Source organism: Paenibacillus sp. P4_E11 (assembly GCF_056401635.1).
In genome coordinates, this window is record NZ_JBFUIX010000013.1 from 1 (window position 1) to 12,433 (window position 12,433).

Below are 12,433 nucleotides of genomic sequence, written 5' to 3' on the forward strand. Positions count from 1 at the left end.
CCTTAATCCTAAGATGAACTATTGTCATCTCCACCGGACAAACGTTAGAATAGAGACATTGTGCTTGAGAAATGAAGGAGGATATCATGTTTGATTTGTGGATTGCATTCGTAATTGGAGTTATTGAAGGACTTACCGAATTTCTGCCGGTATCTTCTACCGGACATATGATTCTAGCTGGACACTTGCTTGGCTTCGAGGGAGACAAAGCCGATACGTTCGAAATCGTAATTCAGCTAGGGGCTATTCTGGCTGTAGCGATTATTTATTGGCGTCGTGTGCTCCGTCTGTTCGGGATGAAGGACAAGGAAGCGTTAGCCAAACCGAAACGAATTAATTTGATCCACATTGCCATTGCTATCGTTCCGGCACTTGGTCTTGCTTTTATCCTGCGTCATCAGATCAAACTATTGTTTTCGCCGGAGACGGTTGTCATAGGATTGGTAGTAGGCGGGATCTTCATGATTATCGCGGAGAAACAGCAGCCTAAGGTGACGGCGACGGATATGGACCAACTGACTTATCGTCAAGTATTTTTCATCGGGATTGCCCAATGCTTGTCGTTATGGCCTGGTTTCTCACGCTCAGGTGCGACGATCGCTGGAGGGATGCTCTCTGGTGCAAGTCGAGCTGCGGCTGCCGATTTCACGTTCCTGATCGCTATTCCTGTTATGTGTGCAGCCACTGGGTATGAGCTGTTGAAGAGCTTCGATCAATTCACGTCAGCAGATATTGGATTTTTCGCTACCGGTTTTATCGTCTCTTTCGTTGTCGCGCTCTTGGCCGTTGTAACGTTCATTAAGCTGGTCGGGAAGCTGAAATTGACCTATTTTGCCTATTATCGGTTTGTCCTGGCGGCTATCGTGCTCTTGTATATGGTGACTGTTGGGTTTTAATATGCAGGAAATGTGGGGTTAGCATGAGACTGGTTCCGATAGAGCTATGCAAGCCCGGTATGAGACTGGGCAGGAAAATATATAACGAGGAAGGTCTCGTATTATTAGCGGAGCACGTGGAATTAACAAGCCCAATCATACGCAAGCTGGAGCATCATGCTGTGTCCAGACTATATGTGATCGATCCGCGTACAGACGATATCCTCATAACCGACGTAATCTCGGAAGAGACACGTCACAGGGCGATGACGGAAATTCGCTCGCAATTTCGCAAGCTGATGATGGAATCGGCTCCAAGGAAAGCGATCAATGCGCCATTCTTCGGTAAAGCGTTCAAGCAGGTCGTGTCGATGGTAGTCGAGGATCTACGGCATAATGCTTCGGCGATGATCTTCTTGACGGAGATGAGCCTGACGGATCATTATTTGTACAAGCACTCACTGGATGTATGCATCTATGCGCTACTGGTCGGTATGGCGCAAGGATTCGATCAGGAAGAGCTTACTGCACTTGGCTTGGGGGCGATGTTGCATGACATCGGCAAGACTAAGATTCCGTTAGCTCTGCTGGATAAGCAAGGTCCGCTGGGTGCAGATGAAGCGGCGGTCATGCGCAACCATACGGATATCGGCTTCCGTCTGCTCAAGGATGAGCCGAATATCCCGCTACTATCCGCGCATTGCGCCTTGCAGCACCATGAGCGGGTGGACGGAAGCGGGTACCCGAGAGGGTTATCCGGTGCTCGCATTCACGATTATGCCCAGTGGATTGGTATTCTCGATTCATTCGATGCGATGACCTCTTATCGTGTGTACCGTGAAGCTGCCTTACTGCCGCACCAAGCAATGGAGCAGTTGTTCGCCGGGACAGGAACGCTCTACGATACAACTAAGGTGGAGTTGTTCCGAGATCGGGTAGCGCTGTATCCCTTAGGGTTGCAAGTTAAGCTCAGTTCGGGAGAAGCAGGGGCTGTGGTCGATCTGAACAGTGGAGCGTCCCATCGCCCTGTCGTACGTATTCTCTATGATCCGGACGGCAGAGAGCTAACGCAGCCTTACGAAATCGATTTGTCCAAAAGACTTAACCTTGTGATCACTGCCGTTCATCCGTTTGATTGATGGGCGGTTTTTGTTTACAATGAAAAGATCAACATGATTTTTCATGAATTGAAATATAGAAATTCAGGTGAATACTACATTGAACACCCCTATTCGCAATACAGTCGGACTTGCCCCAATGTCTCCCATGAACGATCCTTGGGATCCGATCCGCTCGCTGCAGCGATATGGCCGACACGTCTTGACCAGCGTAGAGATGACAATGACGAATTTGTGTAACATGCGCTGCGAGCACTGTGCCGTAGGTGACGCTCTGACAATGACAGAAGGGGCGCGCATTCCGCTAACCGACATCCTGCAACGGCTGGATGAGATCGAGACGCTGGAAACGATCAGCATCACCGGCGGAGAGCCAGTCTACCTGGAGAAGACAGTGAAGGAGTATATCGTACCGCTGCTCAAGTATGCCCGGGATCGTGGGGTCCGCACCCAACTGAATTCCAACGTCACGTTAGATCTGTCCCGTTACGAGCTGATGGCGCCTTATCTCGATGTGCTGCACATTTCATTCAATTATTTGAATGCAGACGACTTTCACAGCGTAGGATTTACCAATACAGCTCATCCAGTTGCCCGAGATACGGCAGTCAAGCTGTATGAACGGATGGTTGAGAATACGATCGCGCTTAGCCGCGGCGGCATGTTCGTCAGCGCGGAGTCGATGATCAATTATCGTACTTATGACAAGCTTCCGGATATTCACAAGTTGATTGAACAGATGGGCTGCGTACGCCATGAGGTGCATCCGATGTATCCGAGCGCATTCGCTTCGGCGCTGCCAGTGCTGTCGCTGGATCAGACGCGCACTGCGATTGATCGGCTGCTGGACGCGCGGAATCCGCAGCTGTGGATGTTGTTCGGGACTCTTCCATTCTTCGCTTGCAGCGATAGGGAAGAAGATCGGCGTCTGGTCAGGAAGCTGCAGGAGGCGCCGAATGTAACGATGCGTAACGATCCTGATGGACGCAACAGGCTGAATGTGAGCCTGTTCACAGGCGATGTGCATGTGACAGACTTCTCCGACTTATCCGCACTTGGCAATATGAAGACAGAACCTTTCAACAGCATCTTCGAACGGTGGCTGCGTCATCCATTGAACTTGATGGTGAACTGTCATTGTCCTTCTGTAGCATGCTGCGGACCTAACCTGCTTGTGGCTGACACCTATTACCGGGAAGTGGATTTCAAGCAGCGTCAGTCGCTAGTAGGCTAATGACTGAGAAGGAGTAAACACACAGTGGAAGACCCCATTTTTCATTGGAATCAAATTTTTTGGAACATGCTGCTCGTACTCGTGCTCGTTCTGCTGAACGGTTTTTTCGTAGCGGCGGAGTTCGCACTGGTGAAGGTACGGCAGACACGTCTTACGCAGTTGGTCAATGAAGGCAATAAGAAAGCCAGGTACGCATTGAAGGTATCGAAGAAGCTGGACGCTTATTTATCGGCTACCCAGCTCGGTATTACGCTGGCTTCCCTTGGTCTTGGCTGGGTGGGTGAAGAAGCGCTGTCGAGCCTTATCGTAGAGCCGCTGCTCGGTAAGTTCGGCATTGAGGACGCTGTGCTGACCCATACGATTTCATTCGCGACGGCCTTCGCCATCATCACCTTCCTGCACATCGTGCTGGGGGAGTTGGCACCCAAATCATTAGCCATTCAGCGTTCGGAATCGACTGCGATATGGTTGTCTGCTCCGCTCATGGTCTTCTATAAAATATTCATGCCAGTCATTGTGGTATTGAACGGTACTGCGAACCGTCTATTGCGACTTATCGGGGTGGAACCAGCAACTGAACATGATGCGGCGCATACGGAAGAAGAGATTCGGATCCTGATGAATCAGAGCGCGAAGAGCGGGCATATCGATAAGGAAGAGATGGTGCTCTTCGACAATATCTTCGAATTTTCCGAGCGATTGGCACGAGAGGTTATGCTGCCCCGTATAGATATGGACTGCTTGTTCACCGACCATTCTTGGGAAGAGAACATGAAGCTTGTGTATGCGACCAAGCACACCCGCTATCCGGTCGCCATGCAGGATAAAGATCGGATTATGGGGTTCGTACATATCACCGACCTGCTCACGGCGGATTCGAACGAGGAACATCGGCTGGAGACGTTTCTTCGTCCAATCTTGACCGTACCGGAATCGATGGAAGTCAATCACGTTCTACGCCTTATGCAGAAGCGGCAATCGCACTTGGCCATCGTCATTGACGAGTACGGAGGAACAGCCGGATTGCTTACGACCGAAGAGATATTGGAAGAGATCGTCGGGGATCTGCATGATGAATTCGATGAGATTCGTCCGAGTGTTGAGGTCAAGGGACACATTACTTCTGTTGAGGGACGTGTCCTGCTAGAGGAAGTAAGTGACATGCTGCATTTAACCCTGGAGGATGACGAGGTCGATTCGATCGGCGGTTGGTTGTTCAAGCAGTTGGAAGGCATGCCGGCCAAAGGACATAAAGTGTCAGCGGGCGCTTATATATTTGAGGTGGCAGAGGTCGATCGTCTGCGCATTATGCGGGTGCATATATACCGCAAGGAAGATCAGGCGTCCGCCAGTTCGGAAACTTCCAAACCATAAGAGGGAGTGGTGCGATTGTCAGCAAAGACGATAATTATGATAGCGCTTGGGCTGGGCGCTTTGTATGGACTGTTCACAGTAGGTTCTCCCTTTCTACTCGCGATTGTGGCTGCCTTGTTCCTGGAGCCTGTCATTGTCCCGATGATGAAGTTATTCCGGATGAGCCGGATCGCAGCATCGGTTGTTGTGTGTACGCTGTTCACACTAGTACTGTTCGGTCTGGCTTATTTGCTCGGTGTTCAGATGGTCGACCAACTCGTCGACTTCTGGGGGCAAGCACCGCGCTACTTTAGCGAAGCGAGTCGTTACATTGAGGACGCGACCGAACGTACGCAGCTGTTCTACAATTCCTTGCCAAGCGATATGGCAGAGAAGGCGCAGGGTGCGATTGAATCCGGCATGAAGGCGTTAACAGAGTCGTTGAACGGCATCATGAAAGGCATTTCCGGTTATTTTATCGGTTTTGCCAAGTTTATTCCGAATTTCTTCATCTTCTTCATCGTCTTTCTGGTCGCCTTGTTCCTATTCAGCTTCAGCATGCCGCAACTAAAGCGCTCTTTCTTGTCGATGTTCGAGGACAAGTCGCAAGGTAAAGTGGATGAAGTGTTGCAGAACCTGCGTGGATCGGTATTCGGATTTCTGCGTGCGCAGCTCATCTTGAGCGCTATGACCTACATTATAGCCATGACCGGCTTACTCATCCTGAAGGTTGATTACCCTCTTGCCATCTCGCTGCTTATCGTGGTAGTCGACATCCTACCGATTCTGGGGGTAGGTTCGGCCCTTGTGCCGTGGGCGTTGTACAGCTTCCTTACAGGTAATGCCTTCCTAGGTTTCGGGCTGCTCATTCTGTTCGTCTTCATCACGATCATAAGACGGATTGTCGAGCCGAAGGTGTTGGGGGATGCAGTGGGAATCAGTGCATTGGCGGCTTTGATTGGCTTGTATGTCGGATTTAAGCTTTTTGGTGTCATTGGCCTGTTCTTCGGCCCCATTATTATTATTATTTATCAAGCGATGCGCAAGGTCGGCCTCATGCAGTTCAAAATTAAACTGGAATAGAATGGTTGATGAAGAGAAGAAGGAGCTCCTTGGGGCGCCTTCTTTTTTTGTTGGGCGCAGCCTTCGGGCGGAATATCTGGATATAATCGCTTATAAGATGTTATAGAGTGCCTCAAAGTGTGCTCCCTACAGCAAGTTACTCTAGAAATAAGGAGAGKAGCTAAACCGACGATGAGTGATCCAAGCATGATTAACCCAATGATGAACAACCAAGTGATGAACAACCAAGTGATGGGCAGTCATATGATGAACAGTCAAGTGATGGGCAGCCATATGATGAACAACCAAAAAATAAGTCACCAAATCATGAGTAACCAGACCCGGCAATATTTCCCATTTGTAGGTCCTTTTGATCCATGCCCCCCGATTAGGGTCAAAACCTACAGTACGCCGCCCCAATTATTCATTCCTTATCAACCGTCCAACTTGCCGCAGTTCAGACCTGAAGAAGCACTTAGGCTAGGTACACTGTGGCCGTACTTATACAGCCCATACACCAGCAGGCGTGGCCAATCGTTGACCAAACCGATTATGAAGGCGAAGGCAAATGAATAGCCTGGGAAGGAGCACTTGAACCGATGAACAGCGAATCGAAAGTAGACGCTAGCTTTTACGAGCTGCTGCACAAGCTGCAGGCGGCCGATTTCGTACTGGTGGAGCTGACTCTCTTCCTGGATACGCACCCGGGAGATGCGCCAGCCGTTGAGCAATTCAATCAGTTTGCTCAGCACAGACAACACTTGGCCAATGAATATGAGAACAAATATGGGCCGCTGCTACAGTTTGGTCATAGCTACAGCCGATTTCCATGGGATTGGAAAAATTCGCCCTGGCCATGGCAAGTGTAACTTAACCTGAGCTGAAGGGAGGTACAGGCAATGTGGATTTATGAAAAAAAGCTGCAGTATCCGGTAAAAGTGAGCAAGTGCGATCCCCGCATGGCTAAGTTTCTCGCTGAGCAGTATGGCGGGGCGGACGGAGAGCTGGCTGCGGCGCTGCGGTACTTGAATCAGCGGTATACGATACCGGACAGGGTGATCGGCCTCTTAACAGATATCGGCACAGAGGAATTCGCCCACTTGGAGATGATCGCTACGATGATCTACAAGCTCACGAAGGACGCTTCGGTTGAACAACTCGAAGCAGCCGGACTGGGCGCCCATTATGTCAGCCATGATAGCGCGCTGTTCTACAACAATGCGGGCGGCGTCCCCTGGACGGCCGCTTACATACAAGCGAAGGGCGATCCGATCGCCGACTTATATGAAGATATAGCGGCCGAGGAGAAGGCGAGGGCGACTTACCAATGGCTCATCGATATGACCGATGATGTTGATCTGCAGGATGGGTTGAAGTTTCTTCGCGAGCGCGAGATCGTTCATTCCTTGCGATTCCGGGAAGCTGTGGAGATGTTGAAGGAAGATCGAAGTCAAAAGAAAGTGTATTAGCCCGCTATTAGGTCTGTCACACGCACACACACGCCCATTGCAACAAGCTCAAGGAGTTGGCCGAAACGGCTCCGGAAGCGATGTGCAGTGGTTTTTTTTCGTAATACTGTAAGTGAAAAAAATGTTGTGCGGATAAGGCGATTCTTGTATCGTGTATGTTGATTATAGATTTATCAAATTCAGTCGGTTGCAGCGTAAGCAGTGACCATATCGGAGGATTCTCAATGAACATACAAACGATTTACTTGGACAACCCACTACTTCTAAAGCGAGCCATTGATGTTGCTAGTCCAACTGGTGCGGTATGTAATACTGCACTTTTCTATGTACACGGTGGAGGGTGGAGCGCAGGCTCGCGTGATCAATTTCACCATCACCTGGAGCATTTCGCAGCGCTGGGGTATTGGTGCGCAAGCGTAGGCTACCGTCTCGTTCCCCATGTAAAGTGGAAGGAGCAATTGACCGATGCGATACAAGGCTATGATCGATTCCTTCGCTTCTTGGGAGAACAAGGTGCGGATATATCCCGCATCATTGTGATCGGAAGTTCTGCCGGCGCGCATCTGGCATCACTGCTAGCGCTCATGCATCCGAGTCAGCTAGAAGCCGAGAGGGCTGTTCAGTTGACAGGTGAATGGCGGGCACCGGACGCCTGCGTCTCGATCAACGGTCCAGGCACACTGGAACGGTGGGCAGATATGAACAAGTCCATTCGTGAAAGTATCGAGAAATTGGTCGGGGTCAGCTACGAGGAGCCAAGTGATCAGTTTACCAAAGCGTCGCCAAACTATTATGTGAGGCCCGACTGTCCGGATTTCCTGTTCATGATCGTGGAGAAGGAGCAGTATTTCCCGCATGAAGCTGTCTATCGCATGAGCGAGCAGATTATAGAACAAGGTGTGGGATCACAGGTTATTTACTATGAGGGAGCGGAGCATGGCTTCTTCTATGGGCTGCAATCACCGCTTCAGCGCAAAGCATTGGCTGATCTAGAACAGTATGTAGCATCGTGGGAATTGCGTTAAAGGGATCATTTTCTTGCGTTTTGCTTCGAAATTGTATGGATAGGGTCGTTTCGTTGTGTTAAGATGAGTGTGATTATTCGATACTGAGGAGGATTGTTCCTTTTGACTACGCCTGGTGCCACCTTAGAAACACGCACACTAAGTTCGCTTGCCAAAGTATTCGCCGATGAAGAGATTCGCGATGCCTCTCTGTTGAAAGGTACTGCTCTGTCCAATGAAACGTATTCATTCCAGATCGCTTACCGCGCTGGTCAAATACTGAAGATGCTCCGTACCCGTGTTGTATCCGCCATCTCTTCCAAGGTGACGCTCCGTACAGTCGGGCTGGTAGTCGCAGAAATGCCGATGTACCATCATAATCGTGATGAACATCTGCTTCGTATTACGCCTGGCTTGTACCCGGACCCGCTCTATCCGATCAGTGAGTCGGACGGCCTGACTGCTCTTCCGGAACAATGGCGTTCAGTATGGGTTACGGTGAAGCTGGATGGCAGTGTGGTACCGGGCACTTATCCGATCACGATCCAATTCGAGAGTCATGAAGGCGAGCCACTTAGCGAAGAGACGTTCTCACTGAAGGTCGTCGCAGCACAACTCCCGGAACAGAAGCTCATTCATACGGAATGGTTCCACTCGGACTGTCTTGCTACGTATTATGGAGTGGAAGTATTCAGCGATCGGCACTGGGGGATTATCCGTGAGTTCCTACGCACCGCGGTGTCGCATGGCATTAATATGATTCTGACCCCTTTGTTCACCCCTCCTCTTGATACACAAATTGGCGGCGAACGTCCGACCGTTCAGCTCATTGATGTCACGGTGGAAGGTGTTGACAAGTATAGCTTCGGCTTCGACCGATTGAAGCGTTGGGTGCAGATGTGCAACGAGCTGGGTGTCCAATATTTGGAGTTCTCTCATCTGTTCACACAGTGGGGGGCTAAGCATGCGCCTAAGATTGTAGCTCAAGTGGATGGGAAGGAAGAGCGAATCTTCGGATGGGACACAGATGCTACGGGGGATACTTACAAGAGCTTTCTCGCTCAGTTCCTTCCGCAACTAGTGGGCTTTATCCGGGAAAACGGGTTGGAGGAGCGTAGCTACTTCCACGTATCGGATGAGCCGGGAGAGCAGCATATTCCTACTTATGAAAGCGCAAGTAGCTGGCTCCGTCAGTTCGTGGGCGAGTTCCCGATGATGGATGCGCTATCGTCTTATGAATTTTACGAGCGCGGGCTGGTGAAGAAACCGATTCCGGCCAGCAATCATATCGAGCATTTTCTGGAGCATGAGGTGCCTGACTTGTGGACGTACTATTGCTGCTCGCAGTATAAGGACGTATCCAATCGATTTCTGTGCATGCCGTCCGAGCGTAACCGGATTCTCGGTATCCAGCTGTACAAGTTCAATATCGTCGGCTTCTTGCATTGGGGATACAACTTCTACTATTCGCAATATTCGCGTTATCCGATCGATCCGTACCGGGTGACGGATGCCGGACATGCTTTTCCCGCAGGAGACCCGTTCGTCGTGTATCCAGGTCCGGAAGGACCAATCGATTCACTGAGGTTCGAGGTGTTCTATGAAGCGCTACAGGACTTGCGCGCATTGCAAAAGCTGGAGAGCTTGATCGGCCGCGAGCAAGTGCTGCATTTGATCGAAGAAGGGCTGGATCAGCCCATTACGTTCAAGGAATATCCGCGTGATGCGCAATGGCTGCTTGCCAAGCGCGAGCAGATCAACGCGTTGATCGAGCAGCAGAGTTCGTAAGATGAGGGGCGCCTTTGGGCGCCTCTTTCGTTTGAACTGGGGTTGCGAGGCTGTCGATTCATAACGGCCGTTCCAAGTGAAAAGGACCCCTTTAGCTCAAACATCTTGTTTGAACCTCCTTGATAGTATAAGGGATTTAGCGGTATGGAGGTTCAAGCCAAAACTCGCCGGGGTCCTCTTTTCACCTTCCACTCCTGTTCTCATGATGAATTGACAGCTTCGAGATAGGCCTTAGAGCCTAAGGAAAAGCCCACTACCTCTCCAAGGCCGGAAATCGGCCTTACAGCTAGAGGAAGGGCCCTCTGCCTCGCTCCAAGGCCGGAAATCGGCCTTACAGCCAGAGGAAGAGCTCTCTACCTCACTCTAAGGCCAATTTCCGCGTTGTAGCAATTCCAGCACGGCTTACGGTGCGAAAACGGAACGGCCGTTTCAGCTTCAACTACGAATCCAAACGACAGTCTCGTTAGCAGGCACGCGAAGCAAATAAGCATTGACACACGAATGAAACTTCCACTAAAATATATATTATGGTATGACCATAATATATATTTTGATACATGATAAGATTCCTGCTCTGCAAGTAACCAGGCTGTACAGAAAAGGTGGCGTTTGTGATGAACGTGATGAAGATGTTCCAATTGGATGGCAAGGTTGCTGTTGTGACGGGAGGGTCAGGCTTGTACGGCGCTCATATATCCGAAGCGTTGTGCGAGGCGGGAGCCACGGTATTGATCGCTTCCCGCAATGCGGAGCGGTGTGAAGAAGAAGCGCAGGTATTGCGTACCAAGGGCTATGCGGCTCACGGAATGAAGCTCGATTTGTCCGACGAGGCCAGCATCACTAGCTTCGTTCAGGAGGTGGAAGCGGAGTACGGTGGAATCGACATCCTAGTGAACAATTCGGTATCCCGGACGGGGCTGAACGACATAGAGAAGACGACAGCCGAAGGCTGGCTTGCTGCTCAACAGGTTAACGGTCTAGGGCTTATGCTCATGTCCAAGGCGGTAGTAGCTAGCATGCGCACGCGGGGAGGCGGTAATATCATCAACATTTCCTCGATCCAGGGTATTCTGGGGCCGCACTTTCCCGTGTATGGGGATACCGGAATGACGAGCGGGATTGAGTACACGTACGCGAAATGGGGCATGGTCGGAATGACCAAGTGGCTGTCCAACTATTACGGCAAATTCAATATCAGGGTGAATTGCATCAGTCCTGGTGGGTACAATCCGGTCGGGACGGACAAAGAAATTCAAGCGCAAACGTTCCTGCATAATTATTTGGAGCGCACCCCGCTTGGCCGCATGGCGGACGATACAGACATTAAGGGGGCCATCATATACTTGGCCTCCGATGCTTCCAAATACATGACGGGTCACAATCTGGTCTTGGACGGAGGGTGGAGCAATTGGTAACCACACAAGTACCGTATAGTGATGTTCTAGGAATCAAGCTGTCCAAGTTGATGCTCGGGACGGCGCAGATGGGCATGTCAGGATACGGCATAGCTAACAGCACGAATGCTGTAAATGATCGAGAACTATTGGATCGTTGCTGCGCGTACGGGATCAATAGCTTCGATACAGCACTGGAGTACGGCGATGCTGAGCTGAAGCTCGGACGATATTTTGCCCAACAGCCGGAAGCCCCGTTCATCGTCTCCAAGGTCAAGACAGAACTTAACCTGGACAATGACGCAGCGCTTGAAAGCCAAATCCGGGAAAGAGTGGAGATGATTGTGCAGCGGCTGCAAATAAACCGACTTCCTGCGCTGATGATCCACGACCCGCGAGTGTTAAGTGTATACGGCAGTCGGGTTACGGATGTGCTCAAACGATTAAGGCAGGAAGGACTCATCGGTCGAGCAGGGTTGTCCTTAGGTGCGTATCCTGACCAAGATTATGCATCCTGTGCACAATGGCTAGACGACGATGTATACGAAGTGATTCAGCTCCCGATGAATATTTGGGACAGACGTGCCGTGTCGTGTGGGGCTATGGATAAATTCCTTGAACAAGGGAAAATCGTAATCGTGCGAAGTGTGTTTTTGCAAGGGTTGTTCTTTCATACCGGTGAGGGGCTTCCGCCTATTATTCAGTCTTCTGCACCGACCGAGCTCAGAAAATTACGAGACATTGCGTCAGAAGAACAGTTGAGCGTGGCACAATTGGCGATATCCTACGTCCGGGACATGGAGGGCGTTCACTGTCTGGTCATTGGAGCCGAACGAACTGAGCAATTGGCTGAGAATGTGGAGCTGATTCAAGGTCCAGCCTTGTCTGAACGAGCCCGTGCTCGAATCGACACGGAATTCCAGAGCTTGCCGCAGGAACTGATCACGCCTTTTCTGTGGAAATAACAACAAAAGCCTTCCTATCTTCCCCTCATCGTGAGGGGGAGATGGGAAGGCTTTTTTAGTAATAATTCAGTGAATTGATTAAGAACAAGACGGAACGTCATTTCCCTATTTTGGTCCTCACTGACCCCGAATGACCCCGATAAGGGAATGACGTTCCGTTTCATGTAGAAT

12 protein-coding genes are annotated in these 12,433 nt (G+C 50.5%); all 12 read left to right on the plus strand.

All coding sequences use genetic code 11. From position 1 onward, the window contains the following. Window positions 1–86: 86 nt before the first annotated feature. Entirely contained in the window at window positions 87–896 is an 810-nt protein-coding gene (locus AC1DWB_RS07750; protein WP_477540470.1) for an undecaprenyl-diphosphate phosphatase, read from the plus strand. Window positions 897–919: 23 nt separating this feature from the next. After that, the gene (locus AC1DWB_RS07755; protein WP_477540471.1) at window positions 920–2,014 is read left to right on the plus strand and encodes an HD-GYP domain-containing protein; all 1,095 of its coding nucleotides are present in this window, start codon (window positions 920–922) and stop codon (window positions 2,012–2,014) included. 118 nt (window positions 2,015–2,132) lie between these two features. Beyond that, window positions 2,133–3,227, plus strand: coding sequence for a radical SAM/CxCxxxxC motif protein YfkAB (yfkAB, locus tag AC1DWB_RS07760; protein WP_477540544.1), 1,095 nt, complete (start codon window positions 2,133–2,135; stop codon window positions 3,225–3,227). Window positions 3,228–3,293: 66 nt separating this feature from the next. Beyond that, window positions 3,294–4,601 (plus strand): hemolysin family protein, encoded by a 1,308-nt coding sequence (locus AC1DWB_RS07765; protein WP_477540545.1) that lies wholly within the window; start codon window positions 3,294–3,296, stop codon window positions 4,599–4,601. Window positions 4,602–4,610: 9 nt separating this feature from the next. Continuing rightward, window positions 4,611–5,663 carry a sporulation integral membrane protein YtvI gene (ytvI, locus tag AC1DWB_RS07770; protein ID WP_477540472.1) on the plus strand — a complete coding sequence of 351 codons (1,053 nt, stop codon included), beginning with the start codon at window positions 4,611–4,613 and terminating at the stop codon, window positions 5,661–5,663. Window positions 5,664–5,969: 306 nt separating this feature from the next. Continuing rightward, on the plus strand, window positions 5,970–6,218 hold the full coding sequence (locus tag AC1DWB_RS07775; protein ID WP_477540546.1) for a spore coat associated protein CotJA: 249 nt from the start codon (window positions 5,970–5,972) through the stop codon (window positions 6,216–6,218). Between the two features lie 23 nt (window positions 6,219–6,241). After that, on the plus strand, window positions 6,242–6,511 hold the full coding sequence (locus AC1DWB_RS07780) for a spore coat protein CotJB (protein ID WP_477540473.1): 270 nt from the start codon (window positions 6,242–6,244) through the stop codon (window positions 6,509–6,511). A gap of 30 nt (window positions 6,512–6,541) precedes the next feature. Continuing rightward, the gene (locus AC1DWB_RS07785) at window positions 6,542–7,111 is read left to right on the plus strand and encodes a manganese catalase family protein (RefSeq protein ID WP_477540474.1); all 570 of its coding nucleotides are present in this window, start codon (window positions 6,542–6,544) and stop codon (window positions 7,109–7,111) included. Window positions 7,112–7,335: 224 nt separating this feature from the next. Further along, window positions 7,336–8,136 (plus strand): alpha/beta hydrolase, encoded by an 801-nt coding sequence (locus AC1DWB_RS07790; RefSeq protein ID WP_477540475.1) that lies wholly within the window; start codon window positions 7,336–7,338, stop codon window positions 8,134–8,136. Between the two features lie 102 nt (window positions 8,137–8,238). Beyond that, a complete protein-coding gene (locus tag AC1DWB_RS07795; protein ID WP_477540476.1) occupies window positions 8,239–9,903 on the plus strand; it encodes a DUF4091 domain-containing protein in 1,665 nt (554 codons plus the stop codon). Window positions 9,904–10,517: 614 nt separating this feature from the next. Continuing rightward, the gene (locus tag AC1DWB_RS07800; protein WP_477540477.1) at window positions 10,518–11,318 is read left to right on the plus strand and encodes an SDR family NAD(P)-dependent oxidoreductase; all 801 of its coding nucleotides are present in this window, start codon (window positions 10,518–10,520) and stop codon (window positions 11,316–11,318) included. Beyond that, complete coding sequence (locus AC1DWB_RS07805; RefSeq protein WP_477540478.1) at window positions 11,312–12,262, plus strand: aldo/keto reductase; 951 nt, start codon at window positions 11,312–11,314, stop codon at window positions 12,260–12,262. The genes AC1DWB_RS07800 and AC1DWB_RS07805 overlap by 7 nt, the downstream gene beginning before the upstream one ends. Window positions 12,263–12,433 lie beyond the last annotated feature (171 nt).

Bases quoted from the DNA above. Each gene is read 5' to 3' on its own strand.
- AC1DWB_RS07780 (WP_477540473.1), top strand. From the start codon at position 6,242: ATGAACAGCGAATCGAAAGTAGACGCTAGCTTTTACGAGCTGCTGCAC.
- AC1DWB_RS07750 (WP_477540470.1), top strand. From the start codon at position 87: ATGTTTGATTTGTGGATTGCATTCGTAATTGGAGTTATTGAAGGACTT.
- yfkAB (WP_477540544.1), top strand. From the start codon at position 2,133: ATGTCTCCCATGAACGATCCTTGGGATCCGATCCGCTCGCTGCAGCGA.
- AC1DWB_RS07800 (WP_477540477.1), top strand. From the start codon at position 10,518: ATGAACGTGATGAAGATGTTCCAATTGGATGGCAAGGTTGCTGTTGTG.
- AC1DWB_RS07765 (WP_477540545.1), top strand. From the start codon at position 3,294: ATGCTGCTCGTACTCGTGCTCGTTCTGCTGAACGGTTTTTTCGTAGCG.
- AC1DWB_RS07790 (WP_477540475.1), top strand. From the start codon at position 7,336: ATGAACATACAAACGATTTACTTGGACAACCCACTACTTCTAAAGCGA.
- AC1DWB_RS07775 (WP_477540546.1), top strand. From the start codon at position 5,970: ATGAGTAACCAGACCCGGCAATATTTCCCATTTGTAGGTCCTTTTGAT.
- AC1DWB_RS07755 (WP_477540471.1), top strand. From the start codon at position 920: ATGAGACTGGTTCCGATAGAGCTATGCAAGCCCGGTATGAGACTGGGC.
- AC1DWB_RS07785 (WP_477540474.1), top strand. From the start codon at position 6,542: ATGTGGATTTATGAAAAAAAGCTGCAGTATCCGGTAAAAGTGAGCAAG.